At 44.4% G+C, this 24,567-nt stretch carries 22 protein-coding genes and 1 pseudogene; 11 read left to right on the forward strand and 12 right to left on the reverse strand.

The genetic code is table 11. The features are described 5' to 3' along the window. A partial coding sequence (locus QUB61_RS06055; RefSeq protein ID WP_333189872.1) for a HAMP domain-containing sensor histidine kinase occupies positions 1 to 219 on the forward strand: 219 nt, incomplete at its 5' end. 43 nt (positions 220 to 262) lie between these two features. Continuing rightward, positions 263 to 1,792, forward strand: a complete 1,530-nt coding sequence (locus QUB61_RS06060; RefSeq protein ID WP_333136281.1) for an ATP-binding protein — start codon at positions 263 to 265, stop codon at positions 1,790 to 1,792. A gap of 149 nt (positions 1,793 to 1,941) precedes the next feature. Here the strand turns inward: QUB61_RS06060 and QUB61_RS06065 are convergent, their stop codons facing one another. The 3 genes from QUB61_RS06065 to QUB61_RS06075 all read right to left on the reverse strand — a co-directional run bounded on the left by QUB61_RS06065 (position 1,942) and on the right by QUB61_RS06075 (position 3,708). Continuing rightward, positions 1,942 to 2,355, reverse strand: coding sequence for a nuclear transport factor 2 family protein (locus tag QUB61_RS06065; RefSeq protein ID WP_333136283.1), 414 nt, complete (start codon positions 2,353 to 2,355; stop codon positions 1,942 to 1,944). A gap of 76 nt (positions 2,356 to 2,431) precedes the next feature. Beyond that, positions 2,432 to 3,292, reverse strand: coding sequence for a Uma2 family endonuclease (locus QUB61_RS06070; protein ID WP_333136286.1), 861 nt, complete (start codon positions 3,290 to 3,292; stop codon positions 2,432 to 2,434). 173 nt (positions 3,293 to 3,465) lie between these two features. Next, positions 3,466 to 3,708 carry a hypothetical protein gene (locus tag QUB61_RS06075; RefSeq protein ID WP_333136285.1) on the reverse strand — a complete coding sequence of 81 codons (243 nt, stop codon included), beginning with the start codon at positions 3,706 to 3,708 and terminating at the stop codon, positions 3,466 to 3,468. A gap of 1,166 nt (positions 3,709 to 4,874) precedes the next feature. Here QUB61_RS06075 and QUB61_RS06080 point away from each other — a divergent pair. After that, a complete protein-coding gene (locus QUB61_RS06080) occupies positions 4,875 to 5,711 on the forward strand; it encodes a metallophosphoesterase (protein WP_333125378.1) in 837 nt (278 codons plus the stop codon). A gap of 149 nt (positions 5,712 to 5,860) precedes the next feature. Here the strand turns inward: QUB61_RS06080 and rppA are convergent, their stop codons facing one another. Beyond that, entirely contained in the window at positions 5,861 to 6,547 is a 687-nt protein-coding gene (gene rppA, locus QUB61_RS06085; RefSeq protein WP_333125376.1) for a two-component system response regulator RppA, read from the reverse strand. Between the two features lie 52 nt (positions 6,548 to 6,599). Continuing rightward, positions 6,600 to 7,250 carry a glutathione S-transferase family protein gene (locus QUB61_RS06090; RefSeq protein ID WP_333125373.1) on the reverse strand — a complete coding sequence of 217 codons (651 nt, stop codon included), beginning with the start codon at positions 7,248 to 7,250 and terminating at the stop codon, positions 6,600 to 6,602. Positions 7,251 to 7,729: 479 nt separating this feature from the next. Here QUB61_RS06090 and hisG point away from each other — a divergent pair, with 479 nt between their 5' ends. Then, positions 7,730 to 8,374: an ATP phosphoribosyltransferase gene (gene hisG, locus QUB61_RS06095; RefSeq protein ID WP_332956167.1), complete on the forward strand. Its 645-nt coding sequence runs from the start codon at positions 7,730 to 7,732 to the stop codon at positions 8,372 to 8,374. 298 nt (positions 8,375 to 8,672) lie between these two features. Here the strand turns inward: hisG and QUB61_RS06100 are convergent, their stop codons facing one another. From QUB61_RS06100 to QUB61_RS06110, 3 genes are all read right to left on the reverse strand, one after another. After that, positions 8,673 to 10,139: a response regulator gene (locus QUB61_RS06100; RefSeq protein ID WP_333125370.1), complete on the reverse strand. Its 1,467-nt coding sequence runs from the start codon at positions 10,137 to 10,139 to the stop codon at positions 8,673 to 8,675. A gap of 220 nt (positions 10,140 to 10,359) precedes the next feature. Further along, positions 10,360 to 12,570, reverse strand: a complete 2,211-nt coding sequence (locus QUB61_RS06105; protein WP_333125368.1) for an ATP-binding protein — start codon at positions 12,568 to 12,570, stop codon at positions 10,360 to 10,362. A gap of 383 nt (positions 12,571 to 12,953) precedes the next feature. Beyond that, on the reverse strand, positions 12,954 to 13,292 hold the full coding sequence (locus QUB61_RS06110; protein WP_333125364.1) for a hypothetical protein: 339 nt from the start codon (positions 13,290 to 13,292) through the stop codon (positions 12,954 to 12,956). A 603-nt stretch (positions 13,293 to 13,895) separates the two neighbouring features. Here QUB61_RS06110 and QUB61_RS06115 point away from each other — a divergent pair. The 4 genes from QUB61_RS06115 (at position 13,896) to QUB61_RS06130 (ending at position 17,547) form a co-directional block, all read left to right on the forward strand. Next, positions 13,896 to 14,189: a hypothetical protein gene (locus QUB61_RS06115; protein ID WP_333125362.1), complete on the forward strand. Its 294-nt coding sequence runs from the start codon at positions 13,896 to 13,898 to the stop codon at positions 14,187 to 14,189. A gap of 40 nt (positions 14,190 to 14,229) precedes the next feature. Then, a complete protein-coding gene (locus QUB61_RS06120) occupies positions 14,230 to 15,537 on the forward strand; it encodes a hypothetical protein (protein WP_333125359.1) in 1,308 nt (435 codons plus the stop codon). Positions 15,538 to 15,587: 50 nt separating this feature from the next. Further along, the gene (locus QUB61_RS06125; protein ID WP_333125356.1) at positions 15,588 to 16,073 is read left to right on the forward strand and encodes a hypothetical protein; all 486 of its coding nucleotides are present in this window, start codon (positions 15,588 to 15,590) and stop codon (positions 16,071 to 16,073) included. A 172-nt stretch (positions 16,074 to 16,245) separates the two neighbouring features. Further along, on the forward strand, positions 16,246 to 17,547 hold the full coding sequence (locus tag QUB61_RS06130) for an O-antigen ligase family protein (protein ID WP_333125354.1): 1,302 nt from the start codon (positions 16,246 to 16,248) through the stop codon (positions 17,545 to 17,547). A gap of 413 nt (positions 17,548 to 17,960) precedes the next feature. On the opposite strand, the gene QUB61_RS06135 is transcribed toward QUB61_RS06130, so the two are convergent. Together QUB61_RS06135 and QUB61_RS06140 are read right to left on the reverse strand one after the other, a co-directional pair. Beyond that, entirely contained in the window at positions 17,961 to 18,674 is a 714-nt protein-coding gene (locus QUB61_RS06135; protein ID WP_333125352.1) for a DUF1997 domain-containing protein, read from the reverse strand. A 39-nt stretch (positions 18,675 to 18,713) separates the two neighbouring features. Beyond that, positions 18,714 to 19,989, reverse strand: a pseudogene (locus QUB61_RS06140) (RNA-guided endonuclease InsQ/TnpB family protein). Positions 19,990 to 20,245: 256 nt separating this feature from the next. On the opposite strand from QUB61_RS06140, the gene QUB61_RS06145 reads away from it, so the two are divergent. Beyond that, the gene (locus tag QUB61_RS06145; protein ID WP_333125349.1) at positions 20,246 to 20,905 is read left to right on the forward strand and encodes an NAD(P)H-binding protein; all 660 of its coding nucleotides are present in this window, start codon (positions 20,246 to 20,248) and stop codon (positions 20,903 to 20,905) included. Between the two features lie 158 nt (positions 20,906 to 21,063). Beyond that, positions 21,064 to 22,350 (forward strand): glycoside hydrolase family protein, encoded by a 1,287-nt coding sequence (locus QUB61_RS06150; RefSeq protein ID WP_333125346.1) that lies wholly within the window; start codon positions 21,064 to 21,066, stop codon positions 22,348 to 22,350. Here QUB61_RS06150 and QUB61_RS06155 read toward each other — a convergent pair. Together QUB61_RS06155 and QUB61_RS06160 are read right to left on the reverse strand one after the other, a co-directional pair. Then, positions 22,347 to 22,469, reverse strand: coding sequence for a hypothetical protein (locus tag QUB61_RS06155; protein WP_333125344.1), 123 nt, complete (start codon positions 22,467 to 22,469; stop codon positions 22,347 to 22,349). The genes QUB61_RS06150 and QUB61_RS06155 overlap by 4 nt on opposite strands. Beyond that, on the reverse strand, positions 22,436 to 22,858 hold the full coding sequence (locus tag QUB61_RS06160; RefSeq protein ID WP_333125342.1) for a hypothetical protein: 423 nt from the start codon (positions 22,856 to 22,858) through the stop codon (positions 22,436 to 22,438). The genes QUB61_RS06155 and QUB61_RS06160 overlap by 34 nt, the downstream gene beginning before the upstream one ends. Before the next feature lie 476 nt (positions 22,859 to 23,334). Here QUB61_RS06160 and QUB61_RS06165 point away from each other — a divergent pair, with 476 nt between their 5' ends. Beyond that, the gene (locus QUB61_RS06165; RefSeq protein ID WP_333125339.1) at positions 23,335 to 24,549 is read left to right on the forward strand and encodes an MFS transporter; all 1,215 of its coding nucleotides are present in this window, start codon (positions 23,335 to 23,337) and stop codon (positions 24,547 to 24,549) included. Positions 24,550 to 24,567: the final 18 nt, after the last annotated feature.

Below are 24,567 nucleotides of genomic sequence, written 5' to 3' on the forward strand. Positions count from 1 at the left end.
TCCGATGATGGTAAAGGCATTCCTCCAGAAAATTTAAGTAAAATTTTTGAGCCATTCTTTACTACCAAACGCGGTCAGGGGGGTAGCGGGTTGGGATTGCATATTGTCTACAATTTAGTTAGTCAAAAACTTCTGGGTGAAGTAGAATGTAAAAGTAAGGTGGGAGTGGGAACCAAATTTATAATTAAGTTACCCCTACAAATCGATGCAAAACCGTAGTTTCCCAAATCAAAAGATCGCTAATAAACAGAGGTAAGCAGCAATGGACAATATTTACAGTTTTTCAACTCAAGAATCATCTCAAACAATGCTATTGGCTGAAGGATTTAACTCAGATGAGGAGTTATTTTTTGCTGATGAAGTATCTGAAGATACCCCGACTGAAAGCTGGAAAATTTTGATTGTAGATGATGAGGCTCAAGTTCACACAGCTACCGATATTGCCTTAAGAAAATTTGTTTTCCAAAACACATCTTTAAAGTTTATTAGTGCTTATTCTGCGAAGGAAGCCACACAGCTAATTCAAGAACATCCTGATGTTGCCATCATCTTGCTTGATGTGATTATGGAAACAGATGATGCTGGCTTAAAGTTTGTTAAATATGTCCGGGAAGTGCTAGGCAATCAGTTAGTGCGAATTATTTTACGCACGGGTCAACCCGGACAAGTGCCAGAAAAAAGCATTATTATGGATTACGATATTAATGACTATAAAACTAAAACTGAATTAACGACATCAAAGCTATACACTACAGTGCTAACAGCTTTGAGAAGTTTTTGTCTAGGTCAGAAACTGCAGTCTGAAATAGAGCGGCGCGAACAAGTAGAGAAAGCACTCCGTATCAGTGAAGAAAAAGAACGCCAAAAAGCTCTTGCCTTAGAGCATTTTGTCAAAGAACTGCAAGAAACACAACTCCAGCTAGTTCAAAGTGAAAAAATGTCTAGTCTCGGTCAATTAGTTGCAGGTGTCGCTCATGAAATTAACAATCCGGTTAACTTTATTTACGGTAACCTCTCGCACGCCCACGACTATATTAAAGAACTCATCTATGTGTTGAATCTTTACCAACGGTATTACCCGCAACCTGAAGCAGAAATTATTCATGCAATAGAAGATCGAGAGTTGCCATTTATCATAGATGATTTACCAAAATTGCTTGCTTCCATGCAGTTAGGCATCGAACGGATTCGCATTATTGTGGAGTCTCTGCGAAATTTTTCGCGCTTAGATGAAACTGAAATCAAATCAGTAAATATCCACGAAGGTATTAATAGCACCTTGATGATTTTACAGCATCGCCTCAAGGCTAAGTCAGATCGTCCTGCTATTAACGTGATTAAAGACTATGGCACCTTGCCACTTGTGACCTGTTATGCAGGTCAGCTTAATCAGGTGTTTATGAACCTTTTAGCGAATGCTATAGATGCTTTGGAAGAGCGGGGAAGTAGAGAAAATGGTACAGTTTTTCACCCCCAAATTTTGATTCGTACTGAATTCGTACCGGGCAATTCCTATGACAATATTAGCACTGATTCAGGCATTCGGGTCACAATTGCTGATAATGGTATTGGCATGACTGAGAATGTTCGTTCAAAACTTTTCACTCCCTTTTTTACTACTAAGCCAATCGGAAAAGGTACAGGCATGGGATTGTCAATCAGCAGAAAAATTCTGCTAGAAAAACACTGCGCTGAAATACAGTGTTTTTCAACGCCTGAGCAGGGAACGCAGTTTATTATTGAGATGCCGACTATCTGTACAGCAACCAATTTCGCGGTATCTATGGTCTAGGAAACTGATTGGGCCCAATTCATCATATAGCGGTTTTCAGTTGCAGGGGAGAAATCAGCAGTCATTAGTCATTAGTCATCAGTCATTAGTCATTAGTCATCAGTCAACAGTCAACAATGCGGACGGTGCAACCGGAATCGATATAACTCCTATCGAAACTTCCGTTCTGACTCTTGAATGGGAACATCATTAATGCTGGCTTCACGTCTTCGCATTAAGCCATTTTCTGCAAATTCCCACTGTTCATTACCATAGGAGCGATACCATTCGCCAGAATCATCGTGCCACTCATACTCGAAGCGAACAGAAATCCGATTCTCTGTAAAACTCCACAGTTCTTTCTGCAAACGGTAATCTAGTTCCTTTGCCCATTTTCGTCTTAAAAAAGCTTTGATTTGTTCCCGTCCGCTGAAGAATTCGGCACGGTTTCGCCACTGAGAATCTTCGGTATAAGCTAAGGCTACTCGTTCTGGATCGCGGGTATTCCAGGCATCTTCTGCTGCTTGGACTTTGGCTTTAGCTGTTTCCAACGTAAAGGGCGGTAGAGGTGGTTTAGTTTCCATCAGCTTTGTTTTTTGTGATTATAAAAGATCGGGTGCGGGATGCTCGCGCTACAGATAGAGTGTTGGGAATTTGATATCAATCCTCTGCATCGGGATCGATTCCCATTGCTCGCAGTCGCTCCGCTAACTGGGTGACTTTTCGCTCTGCTTGTTCGGCTCTTTCTCGTTCTTGTTCGGCTCTTTCTCGTTCTTGTTCGGCTCTTTCCCGTTCTTGTTCGGCTCTTTCCCGTTCTTGTTCGACCAGGGCCCGCTCAATTTCAACTTGTTCGGAGCCAGTTAACAGCAAATTCCCCTGCGAATCCCACCACCGCAGCCAAAGAAGTTCTTGATTTTGATAGCTTCCCTGCCACAGCCCCAATTCTACATCTAGTACAGGAATGGGATAGTGACCGCGTTCGTTTGGCTCCATCCTTCGATACACAAAATCTATTAGGTGATAGACCTCTAAATTGCCCGTTCTCATTTCATAAATGCCGTAGTAAGGAATGCGGATAATTCTCTCGTACACCCAAAACTTACCCGGTTTAGTGGTGGTACCGTCAGCGGCCACAGACAGCGGAGTACGATCGCGCTCTTCCTCTCCATTACCGCTAGCAAATTCTAAAGCAATGAACGGAGCCATGTGTTCCCGCCAAAGTACATAAGAACGGCGAAAACCGTCAAGTGTTGCCGGTACATTCGGCACGTAAAACCAATCCGGTGCTTCTGCACCTCGCTCTGGCGGGTCAGTTTCTCGCCAGTAAATGCCGCAATCTTGCCCGATCGCATATTGTCCATCTGGATGCAGCCGCTCTACAACTGGCCCGATCGAATCTGTCAGAATGATGCTCTGGGGATGCTCCTGAAAATTTTTCACAAATGTACCGTCTTCGTCTGGCAATTGGGTATGGTCGGGGAATGCAGGAGGCAGACCAGCAGCAGTTATTGTCTCGTCCATCGTCTTTTCCGTGCAGTTATTGTTCATTGTACTGCGAAATTTTAGAGCAATCTGATTTAAAACTTTAGCTAATTTTAACTAAACCCAGCTAACCACAAGGGAAGCATCAGCAGCAAACCGACGGAAGTGAGGGCGATGGTGCTAGCTAACAATTCGCGATCGAGCTCGTAGACTTATGCTAAAATCAGCACGGTAAGAGCTGTGGGCGTTCCCGACATCAACACCAACACCAACCTCGGATCGCCGCTCAGTCCGAAATAACTAGCACCCAATCCGATCGGCACCGGCACTATTACCACTTTTAACAGCGACGAGATTAAAGCGAGTTCAAAACTTTCCCATTTCTTAATAGACCTCAGCCGGATGCCAACCAGCAGCAAAGCACTGGCAATTACTACCCAAACTGCCGTCTGCAATCCCGATTCTACTGTCTCGGGCAGGGGAATGTTTCTCGTGAAAAAACCAATTTAAAAGGCCCACAGAGCGGGAGCTGTTAGCACGTCCCGCAGCGGAGTCCACCAGTGTTTTTTTTGCTCGGAATTCCCGAAATAGCTAGCAATAAATACACCGAAACAATAAGTTCCAATAACGTTGTTAGTAACGCTGTATAAGACTGCCCAGTTGTTGTTATGGCTGCTGATGATAGAGGGGGTGATTGCTAATCCGACAAAGCCTGTAAGCTGTGTTGCATCTAGATTGCCTATGGTATTAGAGAGGGAGAGGGGGTGAAGGGGAGAGGGGGAGAGGATTTGACGATTTTTGATCGGGACTCGAAATATACAATTTAAATGCACAACAGCTTAGCAGTTGGGCCCGTAAGGCCAGTTCAATAGGGGTAGCATTCGATCGACAATTTAGCTAGCTAGTGCGATCGCCACCAAGCGCGCACTGAGCGTTAGTTGGTAGTTATCAAACCATCGGAGCAAATCCTGTCGAAACTTTATTGAAGAGACGATAAAATCGAGTGGAGAACTCTAAAAATAAACAACTCTCAATACTTAATAAAGTAACCAAAAGAGACTTACAGCCATGTCACAGGCTTATTTAGCAAGCTAAGCAGCATTTAAATGACCTCTAAAGAAATAATCAAACCATGAGTGGGGTGGGCACGCTAACCCGCCCGAAATATGCAATTAAAATGCACAACAGCTTATTAGATAAGCTGTTTTTAAGCTGTCAGCCAAATATTAACCTTATTTTTAATTGTGTTGCCGCTTTAACAATCAACTATCCTTCATTTAAAAGCTGAGGTAATAAATACTCTAGCTCTTCAATTGATTTAAACAACATTGCATTAGCAATATATGTTTTTTATCGAAGGTCATACACATTCAATTAAGTTATAGTCAGAGACTCTATTCGGCAAGTAATTTTCCATAAAAATTGGGCATTTGGGTTTAATAATTTGAGGTAATCTTTTATTTTTTTTTGCTCCACGACTTTAGCCATTAGTCATTAGTCAGCAATTAGTAGTTATTAGTCAGATGACCGAAGAAAAAGGGAAGAATATCTAGTTTTGCAGTCTTGCCTGTTTATTTGCTAAGGTAGAGGTTGCGCTCTGTCATCAATAAACGTTAGATATATGCACAGGTTATTAACTGGAAAACTGAGAGTAGAGTATTTAACAATACCGATCGCCAATCTTCCAGCAAATCTATCCGCTACTAAAGTTGTACAACTTACTGACTTTCACTATGACGGGGTGCGGCTGTCGGAATGGTTGCTAGAAGAGGCGATTGCTGCAGCCAATGAAGCCCAACCAGACCTGATTTTTTTAACTGGCGACTTTATTACCTACGACCCGGCACCTATTTACGGCTTAGTGCAGCGATTGAAAAACTTACAAAGTCGGGCGGGAATTTACGCGGTTTTGGGCAATCACGACCACTATTTTCCTGGGGCAAAGAGAGAGGTTGCTAATGCTTTAAATAGCATCGGGATTAGGGTTTTGTACAACGAAGCAATTTATCCTTTGGGATCCCAATTGGCTTTAGTTGGGTTCGCAGATTTTTGGTCTGGCGATTTTGCGCCTAAACCTGTAATGGCATCAATAAATCCCGCGATTCCTCGGATTGTATTGTCTCACAATCCTGATACTGCTGAAAATCTGCAAAATTGGCGGATTGATTTGCAGTTGTCGGGGCACACTCACGGCGGTCAAATCGTTATTCCCGGTATCGGGCCTTTGTTCGCTTGGGTCAGAAAAATTGGCTATTTGATTCCTAAACCAATCCGAAAGTTCATTCCTTTTGTGTGGGCTGGCGATCGAGTAGTTGCTCACTGGGAATGGGCTAGCGGTTTGCATTCGGTTGGGAGTAATTTGCTGTACGTGAATCGCGGTTTGGGAACTTATGCGCCCGGGAGGCTATTTTGTCCGCCGGAGGTGACAGTAATTACTTTGGTTTGTCAACATCCCTAAGGGCTGGCTTAGGGGGTAAACTTTTCCGAGAACAGATAATATTTGTACAAAACTAGCCCGGGTTTTTCCGAAAGTAAATAAAGTTATATATGCGGAAGGTGAGGTCTGCATGGCTGCCTACAAGATTTTTTGGGCAATTCCTATTATTATTAGCTAGCTTCTCCAAAGCGATAGCCTCTGCCGTAGACAGTGTGAATTAGCACAGATTCGCCCGGGGCTTCTATTTTGCGCCGCAGCAGGCGAATTTGAGCTGCTAATACATTGCTGCTGGGTTTTTCTGCTTCACTCCACAAATATTGGTGGATTTGTTCGTGTGTTAGCAATTGACCGGGATGGCGCATTAAGTATTCTAATAACTGACATTCTTTTTCTGATAAATCAATTGTGCGATCGCTCCGATAAGCTAATTGATTGTCGTAGTCTAGCTGTAAATCTGCCACTTGTAGCCGCCCGACAGCAACCTCAGCATCAAAAGTAGGAGGCCGCCGCAGCAATGCGCGGACTCTGGCTAGCAGTTCTCGCAGTTCAAAAGGTTTGACTAAATAGTCGTCTGCACCGGCGTCGAGTCCTTGTACGCGATCGTCTAGGGTATCTTTGGCGGTGAGAAATAGCACTGGCGTACTCCGTCCTTGCGATCGCAACTTCTGGCAAATTGCCAGTCCGGTTTGTCTCGGCAGCATCCAATCCAAAATCAGCAAATCGTAATTGCCCTGCATTGCTAAATTAGTGCCACTTGCTCCGTCAAATGCCACATCAACTGTATAACCTTCGCGGGTTAAAACTCGACTCAAAGGGTCAGTCAACTCAACTTCATCATCAACTAAAAGAATCCGCATCCTGATTTCAAATTTGAGATTTGAGATTTTAACTAAAGTAAAGTGATTTTTACTACATTTTCAAATGTGCAATACTTTCCGGTTCGCTGCAAGCTGCTGCTACCCATTCCTGGATTGCAGGTAGTGCCAAAATTGCATCAGCATAAGCTTTTGCTTCTGAATCTAATTTGACTTCGTAGGTGACAAAACGCATGACAACAGGGGCAAACATAGCGTCAACAACTGTAAATTTTCCGAACAGCATATTGCCGCCTGTTCCGAATTTTTGGCGGCATTCGCGCCAAATGGCCAAGATGCGATCGATCTCTGCTTCTACACCGGGAGTTATCCCTTCTCCCGGATAGCGGTTGCGGCAGTCCATCGGCATATTTTCGCGCAAATTGTGGAACCCGGCGTGCATTTCGGCACAGATGGAACGAGCTATCGCCCGTTCCGCTACATCGGCCGGCCACAAATCATTAGCAAAGCGTTCTGCAACGTATTCGCAAATTGCTAAAGATTCCCACACTTTCAGGTCGCCGTCGATTAAAACTGGCACTTTTCCCGAGGGAGAATAGCGCCGAATTTCCTCATGGGTTGTCGGCCAGTCTAAGGGGATTCTCACCTCGGCAAATTCTAGTCCAGCTTGTTTCATCGCCAGCCAAGCACGCAGCGACCAAGAGGAATAATTTTTGTTGCCGATTACCAGAGTCAATTTGGTCATATTTTAGCTGTCAGCTATTGGCGATCGCCCGTTAAATTTTAAGTTTTAGAGTTGAATACACAAAGGCGTGACACACAATGGCGATCCTCTTCGAGGGCTTCGCTAACGCCTGAGCGCTCAGTTCTCTGCACCAGCCTCTGCAAGCATTTTACATTAACAGCCTCCGGGCCTTCCACGTTTTTCTGCAAACTTCGATCGGGGGGCTTCATTGAACACGCTTGATTTCACATGGGCGGATCAACACTGTGAAAATTTCCGTCAAATTCTTGAGTGTCAAACTCTTGATTGTTTTGCATACCGACCGCCCTTTAAAAAAGTGACTAAATATAATATATACCCAAACAAAGGATCGAGCAATACCAAAAATTTATTTCCCGCTATGAACTCTATGTGTTATTCTGAGTTGGGTAAAAGCTGTTTCTGCTTGTGCCGCGATCGGCCCCTTCCCAAACTGAGCAATTTACACTCTAAAACTTGACATGATTACTGTTGCACTTCCCAAAGGCGGACTGTTAGGAGATAGCATTCGGCTGTTTAAATCGGTTGGATTAGACTTCAGTGCTTTTCTCGATTCCTCTAACCGACAACTTCAAATTTATGACCCTACCGGAACTGCTAAAGCTTTGCTAGTAAGGACGCACGACGTGCCGGTTTATGTGGAATACGGTCAAGCTGATTTGGGGATTGCTGGTTATGATGTTTTGCGGGAAAAAACTCCGAAAGTTGCCAATTTAATTGATTTAAAATTTGGCAAGTGTCGGCTGTCTGTGGCCGTGAAGGAATCTAGTTCTTATCGACGAACGGTGGATTTGCCTCCTCACGGTAGAGTTGCTTCTAAGTTCGTACACTGTGCAAGGGAATATTTTCACAATTTGAATTTGCCGGTGGAAATTGTGCCGCTTTACGGTTCTGTGGAGTTGGGGCCGATTACGGGTATGTCGGAGGCAATTGTGGATTTGGTTTCGACTGGCAAAACTTTGCGGGAAAATGGTTTGGTGGAAATTGATGTTTTGTTTGAAAGTTCGGCTTATTTAATCGGTCATCCTTTGAGTTACCGTTTGAATGCGGGGGGGGTTAATGAGTTGATCGGGAAGTTGAGAGAGCAAGTTTTGACGACTGTTTGATGGTCTAACATTAGAGTTTTCTCATAATACCAATTTAAAAAAGTCTGGCTACAATCCTCAATTTTATACCAATTATTAAAAGTGTCCCTACAGATGCTCGCGTACTTTTCAGAATTGGTATAAGTTCGTAGCCAGGACTTTAGCCGTTATTTGCGCTCGTAAAGAGGGCTGAAGTGCTCGCTACGAATGGGATTACTTTAGCATAGCTTTTATTTGCGCTCTCTTGAGAAAACTGAATTCTTCACTACGAACCGATATGATGGATAAAACTGAATAACTCACTAGGAACTGGTTCTATTTAGCTCATTTCTGGGCGGCTACTTATAGGTATCAAACCTAGTTTTTCCTGGCAGCGATTTATATAAAAACTGACGACTGTATCAGCAGGGTTTTGTTCGATTAGTTGCTGAAAATATCCCAAGGCAGCGATATATCTTTCGGATTGCCATCCTTGAATTCCTTTGTCAAATAAAACCTGGGTAAGCAGCTTTACCTCGGAGTCGGGACTGAAGGCGCTCCAGATTTCGTAGATTTCAATAGCTTGCTGCTTGCCGCGCGGGGTTACTCGATCGATCCAGCGATAGTAATAATTGTTGCTTCGCAAATCGCTTTCTCCAGCAGTCGCCCGAGAAGTAGAAATAATAGTCTCCTGTGTTCCCACTTCCAAATCGCACTTTAATAATAGACTTTCTTTTGAGTTTGAGTTCGGACTTATGCCATTTAGAAATTCTCTCGCATGAACGAGCGCATTTTCGCTAACAATAATTTGGCAGCCGTATATTTTAGTTAAATTTTCTAACCTAGAAGCTGTATTGACTACATCGCCGATGACTGTAGAGTCCATGCGGCGATCGGAACCCAAAGTGCCGATCATGCCGATACCTGTGTTAATTCCCGTACCGATATTGAGCGGATTTTCTAAATTGTATTTTTGGCGGCTGGCATTAAATTTCTGCAAACTTTCTTGCATTGCTACTGCGGCTTCGATCGCATCCATAGCGTGAGATTTGGGCTTGTCAAATACTGACATGATTGCATCGCCTAGGTATTTGTCAATAAACCCGCCGTGGGACGTTATGCACTCGTTCATTTTAGTAAAAAAAGCGTTCAACCATTCAAAAGTCTCGCGAGCTTCTTGAGATTCTGCGATCGCAGTAAACCCGCGAATGTCGCAAAATAAAATAGTCAGCTCTTCTTCTGTGACATTGCCCAACTGAATAGATTCTATTCCTTGCGGGGCAATTCGTCCGAGAAGTTGCTCCGGCACAAATAGCTGAAATTTTTCGGAAAGATATTCGTTTGCCTCCCAAGCTGCGGCAATTTGGCGCTTGCTTTGCTCTTTTACTTGCTGATTGAATTGGGAAGATACAGCTTGCGCTCGCATTTTACTCAACTGCAAAATATTTTCAACTTTCGCCAGCAGCAAGCGACTGTTAAAAGGCTTTGTCAAATAATCATCTGCCATCATTTCTAACCCTCTGAGGCGAGAGGTATCGTCATCGAGGGCAGTCAAAAAAATCACGGGTACAGTTTGCAATGCCGTATCCTTCCGCAGGCGATCGCACACATCAAAACCGTTCATCTCCGGCATCATAATATCCAGTAAAATTAAATCTGGTCGAGATGCGCGGGCGAGGGAGAGCGCTTCCGCGCCAGATTCCGCCGATACTGTGGCGTATCCTTCCAGGCGCAATAACTCTTCCAGTAAAGTCAGATTAGCTGGCTCGTCATCAACCAACATGATGCAGGGCGACTTGTTTGACATGGAATATATATATTGAATTTAGCTCGGGACTTGCGCGTGCGGAACCTCGAAAACTGGTTAATTCGTATATTTCTCGTTACTAAACTCGATATTTTTCGTAGGAACCGGGTTTCTGAGGCAAGTGTGCGCAAGTCCTATAGATATTTATCTACTATTGAGTTTAACCTTTCTTGTTATCCATTCTCATAAATGGCTGTGCTGGAACTGCAAATAATTATTGTTAGGTGAGAAAAGAACGGACAGTAGCGATCGTCAAATTCAAATCCAGCGGCTTGCTCAAATAAGCAGAAGCGCCCGCTTCCAAACATCGATCGCAGTCACCGGGCATCGCCATCGCCGTCACCGCAATCATCGGTACCGAATCCCAGACAGGATCTGCTTTAATTCGGCGCATCAACTCAAAACCGTCAACATCCGGCAACTGAATGTCCATCAAAATCAAATCCGGCACCAACTCCGGGGCAGTAGAGGCGGCGAGAATACGATCGACCATAGCCGAACCATCCGCGATTATCTCTACCCCGTACCCCTCCAATTCCATCACCTCAGAAATTAACATTTGGTTAAAAGGCTGGTCTTCGACAACCAAAACCCGCTTGCTGCCAATTGGTAAAGCAATGGCACAAGCAGGGATTAACTTGGAATCCAAGGCACAAGAAGCAAAGTTTCCCAACTGTTGACGCATCTCCGTCAAAGGCAGCCAAACGCGGAAAAGACTTCCCCGATCGCAAACCGATTGAAAAGAAACAGTCCCCCCGTGCAATTCTGCCAGACGCTTAGTCAAAGCCAAACCCAAACCTGTACCTTCGTGTCGCTTAGTCAGGGAAGAATCCACCTGTTGAAAAGGTCGAAATAGCAAGTGCCAGCGGTCTTGAGGAATGCCGATGCCGGAGTCTTTCACCTCAAAACAAAAATAAGGAGTGTTGGGATTTACAGGAGAACAATCCGGCCGGTAGTCGCCCTTTATTTCACTGCCGTAGACGAGACGCCCGCTGAGTTTAACTTGTCCCTCTTCTGGGGTAAATTTGATGGCATTGGAAAGTAAATTAATCACAATTTGTCGCACTCGCCGTTCGTCGAGCAAAACTTTAGTAATGCGGTAGTCTAGTTCTAAAGACAAAGCGATCTGCTTTTTGTCTGCCCGCGGCTGCATCATTTTCAGACAGTCTGTCGCGAGTTCGTGAACGCGAACCGGCTGTAAATTGAGTTCTACTTTCCCCGCTTCAATTTTAGAAAGGTCGAGAATATCGTTGATTAGCTGCAACAAGTGCTGGCCGCTTTTTTCGATCAGTTCTACATAGTTGATTTGTCGATCGCTCAACTGTCCTGCCGTTTGCCGCAGCAGCAAGTCAGAAAAGCCGAGAATGCTGTTGAGAGGCGTCCGCAATTCGTGGGACATCGAGGCTAAAAACTCGGATTTCAACTGAGAAGAATACTCTAATTCTTCGTTAACTTGGCGCAGGTTCTCTTGTGTCTGAGCCCGCTCGATCGCCGCCCCCAGAGTCCGGCAAGCAGCCTCCAGCACTTCTTGGTGGAGGGGGGTTTGCAGTTTTTTGACGTTGCGGGACTCCAGCGTCAGCACTCCGATGATCGTGCCGTTGGTAGCTGCGATCGGAAAAATGCCGAGTTGTCCGATTCCCGGATGCCGAAATTCCGGGACTGCATTGGGCTGTTGGGCATAATCCTCGACAAACAAAGGTTTACCTGTTTTCACCACTTCCCACAGCAAACCCATGCCGTAGGGAATGCCTTTGTCGAGGAATTCTTGCATTCCTGCGACTACGGGTTCCCCGTAAGTAGCCAGAAATTGACTAGAAATTTGGTTGCAAATCGCCGTCGCTTGCCGGTCGTTTCCTTTGCCGCTAATCACCTTGACATCTCCGAAAGCTGCATTCATTGCCTCTACCAGATAGGTGAGGGCAAACTGACCTATTTCTTGCAAACTGTCAGAGTTTTGCAGGCGTTCGGTTAAACCTAAAAGAAATCTCAGCCGCCTGACTTCTGCGTTCAAGCTAGCTTGGGAGTTTTGGTATACCGTAACGTCTCGAAAGGTAAACAGCCGTCCGCCACTCTTGGTAATCGTGGCGCACACCTCCAAACAAACCGCATTGGATTGCTCGAAATAAAATGATAAACTTTCATCCTCAGATGTTTCCAGTGCTTGCTGAAACTCTTGCCACTGCTGAACAGACAAGTAACCCCGATCGACAATTTCCGCAAACACCAAGTGGCACTTCGGCTTTGTTGCCAGCCATTGTGGGGACAGTCCCCAGATTTGGGCCAATTTTTTGTTAAACAAAACTAAGCAGTCAGACGAGTCGAACAGAGCGATCGCATTGTCTACTTGATTGAGAATGAGTTTTTGGTCTGCGCTCAACTGCTGCCAGTCTATCTCCATTTTCTCTGCTGTAGCTCTTAGTATTGTTGTCATAACTTTCTAGGGATATGGCAAGAGTTATTTTATAACCCTTTACTTAAAGTGACATAACTTTACGTTTTTGGGCAGTGAGAGCGATCGAGCGGTTTTGTGATCTGAGACACTGGCTGGTTTTGGAGGGATCGGAACGGCTTTTCGACTGCATCGGCTACCCTGCTTGATTATAAGGTAATAAGGAGGAAAAGGATCGTGACAAAAGAATTTTTTAATAATAATTCTGTCTAAGTTGATGGCATCTGACTTGAAACAATTGTGCCCCACCCCGTGCTAAATTTCCTCTAAAAAAATCTAATTCGGATGGTCATAAAGGAGCAGATGTCACAATGCACTTACGACTCTACCAGAAATTTTTATTAGCAATAACTTTGTTATTTGGATTAACAGGTCAAGCAAGTGTTGCCTTCAATAAAATAGGCGTAAGGTGTGCCACAAGCACCCGGAGGAAGTGATATCAGTTTCAAAAAAGGATGCAACTGTGCGTGAACCCAACCCATATCGATCGGCTTTGCGATCTGAGACACTTGCTGGGTTGGGACGGGGAGGGGAGCGGCTTTTCGACTTGCATCATGCAACGCCGTGCGATCGACCTTTTGAGTTGCATTATGTAATGCCGTGCGATCGACCTTGAGACTTCCATCATGTAATGCCGTGCGATCGACCTTGAGACTTCCATCATATAATGCCGTGCGATCGACCTTTCGGCTTGCATCACACATTCAATTAAAATCACTTACCAGAAAACACTTAGACTCACTTGAGCAAGGTTCGAGACGAAATTGTATTTTGTGCCGCTGTCGAAGACCCAATTTTTTTGTCAACCGCATACCATGTATAATAGCAAGCAACAATCACTTTTGAAAACCCCCTTAAGTTAACTGACACTCTTGTAAAAATTCTGTAAACTTCACTTCGCTGTAGCCACATAAAAATACCCATTTGAGCATTAATTTGGGATTCAAGGTGAACGGTAAACCTTAAAAACTTCCGTAAAAACTCTCTAGCTTTACTCTCATAATGGTGATAGAGGGTTCGTAATCGAAATTCATTCGATCCGTTAAGTCAGGTAAAGACCCAGGTTACAAAGTTTAATGATCTTTTCTATTTTTTTCATCGAGCTTTTAACTAGATATATTTGTGGCATCGCTATCAATCTTTTCATTTATAATCAGGGACATCAGGAGGACTTATGAACTACTGGGGACAACCTTACGGTGAAAAGCATTACTGCGAAAGACCTAATTGCCAATAACCATCAAAGCTAGCCAGCAATCAGTACAAGCATCAGTTGCCATCAGACAATTGATCCAATTCCCACCTGCGTGCTGAAGTCTGAGTTTGTGGTGGCAACTCAAAAGGAAATTGCCCAACAACAGCACCTACTTCAGCATTTCAAACTGAAATTATTCTATGGTTATCTGCCCGGTAGACTGCGGGATACACCAGAAAATTATTGGTCAAATTCTTCGTCACATTGGTCGAGTTCTGCGTCGGCTCGAAATGATTGTCAGCCTCGGCCAGGATATTACAAGTACACTTTAGTTAAGCAGCCCCGACATTCGAGTGGGAGTGGCAGTAAATTATTTTGGCTGACGGTAATTGGTGCGGCGGTGTGATTCTGGTTTTTCCGGTGATTGTCCGGTAATTCAGGGAGCGATGAGGTATTTTCTCCGGTTTTTATTAGCTTTAGTAAGGGCGGCGCTCCTAGTAGTAACCTATGGAAATATACAAGCTATTGGAAATCAAGATTTAAAACTTGAAAAGGTAACAAACATGGCATCTAGAAAATCTAAGCGCAGTAAAAAGTTCAAACAAAATGACCTTCAACTGAAAGAAAATGGCCTTCAACTGAAAATGGAATGGCCAGAAATTGTGGCAATCTCCATCCCCGAAAACAAGCCCGGTGTCACTGCAGAATTCAGCTTTACTGTCAGCCTGACTAATAATACACCAGCCCCTATTCCCTTGGCTATAGATTATGATGCTTTAATTCCAGAAATATTCGGGCCAGATGGTCAAGCACTGCACCGAAGAGAACCGATAAATAGGCTTGTTGGGAACGGAGAATATCATGGCTCCTTAGTTGGGGTCAGACAGCAGATATCCACCTCTATGAAGGGAATACTATCTTGGAAAAATAATTTACTTCAACTGATATTACATCGCCCCACCTACGATGAAAGCCCTATTGACCTCGATAAATCTTGGTCTTTTGATACTCTTGGGCCAGGGAAATATCAGGTTCGATTCACTTATGAAACTCCGACTGGGACGAAAGTATACACAAATCAATTCACTGTTTTTAACATTAGAGAACTACTAGAGGGAAAAGAAGTACCTCTAGAGAGAATAGAAGTAACTGGAACAAGTCAGTTGGTAACTCCCTTCGCTAATTTTCGCCTACTTCAACCTGTTGGATTGAATAATAGTGCAGTGGAAGTAGATGGGATTAGTTTTGAAACTGTCATACCGGAACCATTGTTAACCCTGCCAAATAAGAGTGAGAGTTCATACCAATCTGTAGAGATTGGTATCCGGATCGCAAATAATACTCTAACCCCATTTCACTTCCTCTTTTGTGCCAGTTTTTCCCCAGAACTTGTAAGGCCAGAGGGTCAGGTGAAGTGGAGTGGTTATGCTACCGACTGGATGAGAGCGATTGAAGAATCTGACTTTCTGTTAGTTACACCTGGAAAGAGTGTGACATTTTTTCCAGGTATCAGCCTCTTCTGGACTAATCATAGCCAATTTTCTCTTATTGTCTCTAGCGGAAATGGTGGCGCAGGCTCTTTTGACGAACTCAAGCCAGGTATATATCACTTCCGCTTCAAGTATTACAATATGAGTGATACCATTCCGAAGGAAAATCTTGCTGGGGAGTCGATTGAAAGTCGGCCCATAGAAAAAGTTTGGACTGGGCGGGTGAATACTCCCTTTGTTGAATTTCGCTTAATAGAGCTTTGAATCGCGAATCACTATTTATTTGTGTTTAATTTTTCCAACACGTAAAAATAATGCAATTCAGAGAATTTTTCTTAGTATTATCAACTAGCTCGATCATCATGCTTTTCGGGCAATCTAGTAGTGCGTTTACTCTCAGACAGAATGCAGGACTACTCACATCTGAGTCTGATTTGCCCAATGGAACAGGCTATACTTCTTTAATTGCACTCGCTCCCGATCAGACTTTAAACCCATTTTATGCTAACCCCTTCGTTAGCGAGATAAAACGAGGAGGTACAGACAGCTTCCTAAAAACTCTCTCAACAACTTATAACAAGGCAAAAGGTTGGAATTTTAAGAAAGGAAAAGATTTAAAAGGGAGTTTTAATGTCAGGCTTCAGTATCCATGCGGTATTGATACCGATTGTGGTTTGTTTGCTGATTGTCCGGTAATTCAGGGAGCGAGCGATCAGGTATTTTATCCGGTTTTTATTGGCTTTAGTAATGGCGGCGCTCCTGGTAGTAACCTATGGAAGTATACAAGCTGTTGGCAATAAAAGTTCACAAGTTGAAAAGGTAACAAACATGGCATCTAGAAAATCTAAGCGCAGCAATAAATTTCAACAAAATAGCCTTCTAATGAAAGAAAATTGCCTTCAACTTGAAATCAGATGACCAGAAAATGCGGCACTATCCATCCCCGAAAACAAGCCCGGTGCTACTGCTCCATTGAGCTTTATTCTCCGCTTTACCAATAATACACAAGCCCCTGTTCCTTTCCTACATTATGGTGCTTTAATCCCAGAGATATTCGGGCCGGATGGTCAAGCACTGCACCGAAGAGAACCGATAAATAGGCAAGTTGGAAGCGGAGAATATCATGGCTCCTTAGTTGGGGTTGGAGAGCAGACATACACCTCTCTGGGGGGAAGACTGTCTTGGCAACATAATTCACTGCAACTGATATTACATAACCCAATCGACGGTTGGCTGTACTGGCTGTTAATCGCCGCCTTCACTCTCAGCAACAGCTTGCTCCTAATCGCACGCCCGCAACTCATCAATTCGCAATTCCAAGGATTGCTAATTGGCGCAATCATTCTTTCTCTGAGCATTTTTCCCCAAATCATTGACTGGCGGATTGACTGCACCGCCACAATGGGCAAACTTATCCGAGAAGATGTTCTAGCCAGCAGCATTTTTCAAGGACAGCAACCAATAGGATTGTATTCCCACCGGGGCCACGCAGCCATAGTTTTAGCATTGACGGCAATTACTGCTATTGTGGGTTGGTTTGGGAGATTTACGAATACTAAATTAACTGCAATTACTTTGTTTTTAACTGTTCCCGCACTGCTGCTAACTTCTACCCGCAGTGCAATTGTAGCTTTGATTGTTGCCTGTGCTTATTTGCTCGATCGTCGCCCTTATTACAAAATTCTCACCGGCATAGCCCTGATGGGCGCCATCGCCGCGGGGATCATGACCCTTAACAGACCGCTCAACTGGCAAAAACCGACCATAGAACAAGTCATGTCCAGCCGTTCCCCGATGTGGGAACTCTCAGCGCGAGGCATCAAAAAGCGCCCGCTATTTGGATGGGGATTTGACAGCTTAGGGATTGCCTATCCCTACATCAGAAATCCTAAAGTAACTCCTAGAGTTGTCAAATTGAACGAGTTTACCTACGACTATATTAACATAAAAGGTGAAATTAGCACCAGAGAAATTCCTACTTATAAAGCTCACAATTGGATTCTAGATACAACAATATCAGTTGGCATTTTAGGGCTAATTGCTGGCATCGCACTTTGGGGATATTATTTATCTTTAGCGCTGCAATCTTCTATTCGCGGTATTGCAGCAATTGCTATTGCTTATGTTGTTTTCGCTGTGACCTGGTTCGATTGCGCTCAATACGCGCATATTGCATGGTGGACGCTCAGTTTTGCCGCAGTTAGATATCCTCGTTTCCAGGAAAACGAGAAGAGAAGATTAATTTCAGATAATATTCAGTTTTATTATTATTGAGCTCGTTGATTTTTCATTAATTGGTACTGTTTATTTGTTGGCTCAAATACAGCAGATTTCACAAAGTTGAGCGAGGGCGGGCAGGCACCATCCACCGCCCCTACCCCAAATCGGTTTCTTGGTACTTCACTTACTTGAAAAAGTGCTGTGTTATTGTTAGGTTACGGTTAGTAAAAATCAGGGCTTTGCGAGTTTGCCTTGCTGGGGGCATAGTAGACCTCTTGCATAAGTCTTTGCTTGATACAAAAACCGCAGATGTAAGGCAGATGAACACAGATTAACGCAGATAATTGAGGGAATTGAAAGCGATTTTTGTAAGAGGTACAGTCAGGGGAAGGCGGAAATAAAGCTGGTACAATAGGGTAAGGTGCACAGTTCGCACCCTACAAATGTGAGTTAGAGCGCAAGTCTTGTTAATGTTTCTTAGGATTTTTCGGAAAAGGAATGCCCAAACTTTCGTGAAAAACAAGCTGAGTTTTATAAGTCAAGCGGCGGTTAACTTGTTTGATAATTTTTTCCAAAAGCGCATCGCCGGTTTTTTCTATTAAAGGTTGAGACATCGATCGAATAAACTTGGGAAAGCAAACTCCCACGGCCAAATCCAGCTTCCACGCAGCACTGGTAATCGCAGGCGGCAGCTTAGCACGTTCCGCACTCGGCCAATCGGCGGCAAACTCCTGAGAGGGTATCTCTACTAGCTTCATTGCCGATCGAAAATCCACTTCATAGCCGGGCGAGGTATAATTCGGAACCGGAATAGTTTTAATCCAATAGCAACCTTCAGCGTCAGGCGGCAGCAACTCTAAACCAATTCTCGCTTCAACGCGGTAGCCAAAAGCCCCAAAACGACCGATTAATAAATCATAGCCGTTTTCGCCGATCGGCTCAGTCTTCATCGGCGAAGCGCAATGGCAAAACCAACTCTTGTGGTTGTTCAAATGGTTCGCCACCGTCTCCGCATCCGCGTACATCTCCATGCTGTCTTCAAAATGCGTGTGAAACCAAATCGGCTCAACTTCCTCTCCTGCATCCGCGCTTTGATTTTGGGGCTGTTGGAAACTCCCATCTGGGTAGTAATTTTCCTCAGAAGCTTCAACAGTTTGATATTCAGCGGAATCCTGCTTCATCGTCTGCTCTCCTGTTATAGCTAGTAAAAGTATAGTCATTTATCGCATGACATGGGAGGCATTAAGTCCCTCCCCTTTCGCTTGTACTTTGAGCGGATTGACCCGCATTGGCCCAACTACGCCCACGACCTATCCCATTACTAAACGCATTTGGGATTGCTTTTCTCAGAATATTGTAAGCACCGTTAACATCGGAATTGATTAATTGACCGACCGATGTTTTGTACAATCCTCTCTTGATTCGCTTGCCACTAAATATGACATCATTGCCAGTCTTTCCATAAACAGGGATTGGGTCTAAATTGAGAAAACTTGATTGAGAAGTATAAGATTCTTCTTGCTGTAGCACCTTAATCCCAACTAATTGAGCTTTGTATTCCAACATCTCAATTAGTCGAGCATGAGGAACGTTGACAAAGTTTTGATTAGTTTGCTTCCCTAAGTTGCTCTCGTTTTTCCCTTGTACATTTTTGCCAATTACTAGCGTCTCAATTTGTTTTGCGACAAGAAGATCAACGATCTGGCGACTGGTATGGTGCAAATAGTTATCGACTTTTTGATTGATCCAACGAGTTAAACGCTGAATGCGGGATGAGGTCTTGCGACCTCTTTTCAACTGAGATTGTAACTGTGCTTTACGTTTGTTGTAGAACTGATTAATTGATTTCAATGGTCGCCCGTTAATCAGGAGAGGGGTAAAACCTGGCTGATTTGAAGTTAACGCCACTAAATTATTCAGTCCTAAATCAATACTAGCTACGAAGTTTTTTGGGTTTTCATCAAGGGTGGACTCCGGTTCATTATAGATTACCTCGATTACATAAGAATCGCATTTAGGAACCAGTCTAACTTGGCAAACCCGCTCGGGTTTTACCTTAGTTTTTATTGAGATTTCCGTACCCGAAAGCTTGATGATTCCTTTTTTCAATTGCTTGCTACTAACAGCCTGAATCGTATAGACGAGGATATTCCGTCCTTTGATTTTATCTTTGTACTTCGGTAGTTTTGGGCGAGCAGTGAATTTAGTGGGCTGCGTTTTGTAAGCTTTTACCGCCTCAAAAAAAGATTTCCAATTTTTGTCCAATATCATCAATACTTGTTGACTAACCTTGGCTGGCAAGTCTTTGTATGCTTGATGAGACTTCATCAAACCGTTCATTTCGTTGTAATTAATGTAACCCCATCCATAGATAAAACTCTGACGAATTACGTAATTAGCAGCATTGTAGAGATTTTTGGATTGAAAAGCTAATTTATCAATCTCAACGAAACGGTGTTCCGTAGATTTAATGATGTGCCTCTCTGCTAGTTGCATTCAGACTCTCCATTTTTTAACGAGCGCAATAATTCTTTCAGTTGAGCCTCCTGACTATAGGATACTACCATTGTTTATTGATGCTTAGAATCTTAATGAAGTTTTATAATACCTTGCTTTCATAGTTTTCGTTTTCTGTTTCTACATTATACTACAGGATTGAGAGGGCAAGCGACAACAATTCACAGAAAGTAAAGCCCACGATTTCCCAAGTAAAGCCGTCCTAAAAGGACGGGGTTTCAAACCCATTTTTCTTATGAAAGCATTTGTAGCAGGAGCCACTGGTCAGACAGGCCGCCGAATTGTCGCAGAATTGGTCAAGCGAGGCATTCCCGTGCGCGCTTTAGTGCGAAATCTAGACACGGCTAGGCAAATTTTACCGCCGGAGGTAGAGTTAGTGATTGGGGATGTATTAAATGCGACTTCTCTGGGCGATGCCATCGGCGACAGTACGGTGTTGCTGTGCGCGACAGGAGCGGCCCCTGGTTTTGACCCGACAGCGCCTTACAAGGTGGATTTTGAAGGTACTAAAAATTTGGTGGATGCAGCTAAGGCTAAGGGAATTGAGCATTTTGTGCTGGTGACTTCTCTGTGCGTCTCTAACTTTTTTCACCCGCTGAATTTGTTCTGGCTGATTCTGGTTTGGAAAAAGCAAGCCGAGGAGTATTTGCAAAAAAGTGGCTTGATTTATACCATTGTCCGTCCGGGCGGTCTCAAAAATGAGGATAATTCAGATGCGATCGTCATGACTGGTGCGGACACACTGTTTGAGAGCAGTATTCCCCGCACCAAGGTAGCCCAAGTGTGCGTGGAAGCGCTGTTTCTGCCGAATTCTCGCAACAAGGTTGTGGAAATTGTGGCTAAGTCGGAGGCTCCGCAAAAGAGTTTTGAGGAGTTGTTTGCTGCTGTGATTTGATTGAATTAGGCTCGCTTGGGTTCGGTGCGTCAGACAAAAAACACTTTGATGTGGGTCAAAGATTGGGGCTGACGCACCTTACACCAATTTTCCGATCGCCAAATCTGGCAAAATCTTAATAGCTTTACTGTTCGCCGTTGAAATTTCCCTCTCTCAGCATGAAAACTCTCAAGTGGCCAGCTTGGTTCCCCTATCCGATTTCGTGGTTAAGGGCATTTGCTCTCGCTCAGAGTTTTAGTTTTGTCCTTCGCAGGGGCATTCCTTTTGTCAGCGACGATATCGGCTTTCTGACTCTACTGCTGGCGGCTTGGCTGATTCAGTTGCCTTTGTTTTTTATTTGTCACTTTTTAGCCGTCAAAATCTTAAATCCCTTACTAATTATGCTGCTGGGCCGCTTTGGGGTTGCGCGCAAGTTCAAGGGCCGGCACACTGGTATTCGATCGCACTTGCGAGAAGGCTTGAATGCTTTAGTAGTGCTTTTTTTTGCATTTAATCTGTCGCTGCTGGTGCAAATTGCTATTTTTTATTGGCCCGCGCGATCGATCGATCCGGCTGAGTTACTAACAGGAATATCTACTCTGACAAATGTTGCAGTAGCCGGTGAATTCGATTTCTGGCTCATCAAATTGGCAGGGGTTTTATCGAGTTTAACGCTGTTAGCCGCGCCGCTATATCAATACGATTTTCGGGTGCGCCGGATGCGGGCGGCTCGAAAATTAGCCGAAATTGCCGAAATGGAAATGACTTGGCTAGAATCTGAGAAATTAAACCGTCGAAAAAGGGGTTTGCTGAGGCAATCGGAAATTCAAATCCTCGGATTTCTACTTTTAATCGGCGCTGTGATTGGCGGCAGTGTTTTTTTGGTTGCCCGTTTGCCTGCAAATCAGCAGTTGTTGCAGTCGGTAAGCGGGGTGAGAAAAATCCCGCCGCTGGCTATGAAAACCGGCGATCCTTACATTCGAGCCCTAATGCGTACTATTTCTGCTAGCGAGTCGAATGTTTCTCGGCCTTATCACGTTGTTTACGGTGGCAAATATATATTAGATTTGAGCCGCCACCCTGACTGGTGCGTGAAAATTGTTAAGGGTCCGAATCGGGGCAAGTGTACTACGGCCGCGGGCAGGTATCAATTTCTGACTACCACTTGGAAGGAGAAGGCTAAGCGCTATCAGGCCCGTCCTGCTAATTTTTTATTCTGGGAAGATTACAGTTTTGAACCTGAGGATCAGGATGCTGTGGTTTATGCTTGGTTGAGCGATCGCAAGTTTTGGAAAGCTGATATTCCTCAGATGTTGCGGCAGGAAAGATTAACTGAGGTATTGCGGATGCTTTCGGGAACTTGGACGAGTTTGGGATATGGAATTGAGAACAATTCTATGAGTTCTAGTTTGCCGAAAGTCTACCGGGAAATGCTACGGGAAGAATTGGCAAATGCTGGTTCTTAGGAAGTTAACTGTTGGCTGTTGATGGTTGACTGTTGACGGTTAACTGATGACTGTTGACTGTTGGCTGTTGGCTGTTGGCTGATGGCTACTTCAATTTTGGTAAAAATGCTGTCAAACATTTGTACAATTCTAATCCCGGCCCAGCTTGCAGCGGATAAAGCTTGTCGAAATTAATCGGGTTTCCCGGTGCTAATTTCCACTGGGTTTGCTGTGCTGTTTTCGGGGAAATTTCGATCGCTACCGTGATGTTAATAATGTTGTTGTGCTGGGGGATTCCCCGGAAGCAGTAACTTTTTCCCGTGCGTTTGTCGAAATCGCTGCCGGTGATGTATCTATCTTTTTTACGAAATTGGATTTCTCGAAAAGGTCGATTGATGCCTGTTGAGTCTCGGTAGCGGTAGTCTCCGTCGGGCAAGCTTTGGACAGTCGGCCTGATTTGAGCTAGAACTGTTGGTGCTGCAAGAGTTAGGAGAGTGAATTTTAAAATTGGCAGTTTGCAGTCAAACATGGGCCGGGTAGGGGTAACTTATTAAAAATAGTAAGCTGTTGTGCATTTAAATTGTATATTTCGAGTCCCGATCAAAAATCGTCAAATCCTCTCCCCCTCTCCCCTTCACCCCCTCTCCCTCTCTAATACCATAGGCAATCTAGATGCAACACAGCTTAACAATATATAGCCTTTCGAGCGTAACATGAGGTGCTCTCGCGGCCTCCGTGGGCATAGGGCATAGGCCTCCGCGGGCATCAGTTGCGAGCGGTGTGTACCTCATTTTATTGAGAACCGCTATAGCTGAGATTTTTTTAAAGTGTAGATAAACAATAGTCCGGGCTGTGTTTAGTTCCTACTCTGAAACCCTCGATTTTCCCTTGGTAGCTCGATCGCCTTGGAGCCTTGAAACCCTTATTTTACGGTTGGCAATCAAAAACTGTCCGAAGTATTGGATAAAGTGATTGAAGCACAAAGCATAAAATATTGTCAAAAACATGAAAAAATCTCAATCTCAGTCTTTAATTCTGTGGCGACAAGTAAGTGGCGTGGCGGCTTTGCAGGCAGCAATCACCGTGACTTGGATGCTTTACCGATTGTATTTACCTCAACTTTTAGCTGGATTTGGTTTTGCAGGATTCGACAGGGGTATCACAATTTTAGAGGATTCTTTGGCAATTACGATCGAACCTTTTGCTGGCTGGCTTTCTGACAAGCAGCGTCACTGGATGGGAACTCGTTTTCCGCTAATTGTTGCCGGCACTATTCTGTCGTCTGTGCTATTTATTGCGATTCCGGCTATTTTTATTTTCGGCAATCCAGTTTCGCCCCTGCGCTGGATGTTGCCTGTGGTAATAGTAGCTTGGTCGATCGCAATGGCGATGTTTCGATCGCCCGCAGTGTCGCTGTTGGGCCAATATGCAAGTCAAACGCAGTTGCCCCAAGCCATGAGTTTGTTGGTGTTTGTAGGGGGAGTGGCTGGGGCGGCAAGGCCTGTTGCGGGAGATTTTATTCTGAATTTGGGGCCCGCTTTTGCTTTTGCTATTGGTTCGTTTGTATTGTTGGGTGCGGTGGCTTTTTTGCGATCGGTTAATCCTGATGCTGCGCTGTCGGAATTGCCACCGGATACTGCAATTTCCGAGAGAGTTTCTATCACAGCGCTGGGGTTAGTTGCGGTGACTGGAATGGCTGTTGCTTGGGGAAGTCGGGCGATGGGGGAACGGATTTTGCCCCATGTTTTCCAAACTCAAATCGCGGCGGTTGATAGTAAGTTGTTAATGGCTGGATTTAGCTTGGCTTTGGCTTTTGCTTCTTTGCTGGCTGGGGTAATTGCGGTGCGCTGGGGAAACCAGCGGACGCTGTTGGGTGGATTGGTAGCAACAGCGGTTTTGCTGTTGGTAATGGTTTTTAGTCAGGGCTTTGCAATGGTGGCGGCAACTGTTTTGGCTGTGATTTTTACCAACAGTTTGATTATCACCGCTGTGGTTCCTTTTGCTTTGTCTCTGGTACCTCCGGCCCGGAGAGGATTGGGCGTAGGGTTTTATTTTGGTGGTTTTTCCCTGGGGATGACTTTTTACTCTGTGGTGTTTGTGGCACCAAAGGTGGTTCCTGCTGTGACAACGGCGATTGTAGGGGCGATCGCCTTTTTGGTTGCTGGTGTCTGTGTCGTCGCGGGCGATCGGCTTAAATCAACCTGCCGTGTAACAAATTAATAAGAGTTGTTATGCAGT

This window comes from Microcoleus sp. C2D2 (assembly GCF_036702495.1).
In the GTDB taxonomy this organism is placed as follows: Bacteria; Cyanobacteriota; Cyanobacteriia; order Cyanobacteriales; family Microcoleaceae; genus Microcoleus.

What these genes read in the sequence shown, in the direction of transcription:
- QUB61_RS06060 (WP_333136281.1), top strand. Translation starts at nt 263, where the DNA reads ATGGACAATATTTACAGTTTTTCAACTCAAGAATCATCTCAAACAATG.
- QUB61_RS06065 (WP_333136283.1), bottom strand. Translation starts at nt 2,355, where the DNA reads ATGGAAACTAAACCACCTCTACCGCCCTTTACGTTGGAAACAGCTAAA.
- QUB61_RS06070 (WP_333136286.1), bottom strand. Translation starts at nt 3,292, where the DNA reads ATGGACGAGACAATAACTGCTGCTGGTCTGCCTCCTGCATTCCCCGAC.
- QUB61_RS06080 (WP_333125378.1), top strand. Translation starts at nt 4,875, where the DNA reads ATGCACAGGTTATTAACTGGAAAACTGAGAGTAGAGTATTTAACAATA.
- rppA (WP_333125376.1), bottom strand. Translation starts at nt 6,547, where the DNA reads ATGCGGATTCTTTTAGTTGATGATGAAGTTGAGTTGACTGACCCTTTG.
- QUB61_RS06090 (WP_333125373.1), bottom strand. Translation starts at nt 7,250, where the DNA reads ATGACCAAATTGACTCTGGTAATCGGCAACAAAAATTATTCCTCTTGG.
- hisG (WP_332956167.1), top strand. Translation starts at nt 7,730, where the DNA reads ATGATTACTGTTGCACTTCCCAAAGGCGGACTGTTAGGAGATAGCATT.
- QUB61_RS06100 (WP_333125370.1), bottom strand. Translation starts at nt 10,139, where the DNA reads ATGTCAAACAAGTCGCCCTGCATCATGTTGGTTGATGACGAGCCAGCT.
- QUB61_RS06105 (WP_333125368.1), bottom strand. Translation starts at nt 12,570, where the DNA reads ATGACAACAATACTAAGAGCTACAGCAGAGAAAATGGAGATAGACTGG.
- QUB61_RS06110 (WP_333125364.1), bottom strand. Translation starts at nt 13,292, where the DNA reads ATGTGTGATGCAAGCCGAAAGGTCGATCGCACGGCATTATATGATGGA.
- QUB61_RS06120 (WP_333125359.1), top strand. Translation starts at nt 14,230, where the DNA reads ATGAGGTATTTTCTCCGGTTTTTATTAGCTTTAGTAAGGGCGGCGCTC.
- QUB61_RS06125 (WP_333125356.1), top strand. Translation starts at nt 15,588, where the DNA reads ATGCAATTCAGAGAATTTTTCTTAGTATTATCAACTAGCTCGATCATC.
- QUB61_RS06135 (WP_333125352.1), bottom strand. Translation starts at nt 18,674, where the DNA reads ATGAAGCAGGATTCCGCTGAATATCAAACTGTTGAAGCTTCTGAGGAA.
- QUB61_RS06145 (WP_333125349.1), top strand. Translation starts at nt 20,246, where the DNA reads ATGAAAGCATTTGTAGCAGGAGCCACTGGTCAGACAGGCCGCCGAATT.
- QUB61_RS06150 (WP_333125346.1), top strand. Translation starts at nt 21,064, where the DNA reads ATGAAAACTCTCAAGTGGCCAGCTTGGTTCCCCTATCCGATTTCGTGG.
- QUB61_RS06155 (WP_333125344.1), bottom strand. Translation starts at nt 22,469, where the DNA reads ATGTTTGACAGCATTTTTACCAAAATTGAAGTAGCCATCAGCCAACAG.
- QUB61_RS06160 (WP_333125342.1), bottom strand. Translation starts at nt 22,858, where the DNA reads ATGTTTGACTGCAAACTGCCAATTTTAAAATTCACTCTCCTAACTCTT.
- QUB61_RS06165 (WP_333125339.1), top strand. Translation starts at nt 23,335, where the DNA reads ATGAAAAAATCTCAATCTCAGTCTTTAATTCTGTGGCGACAAGTAAGT.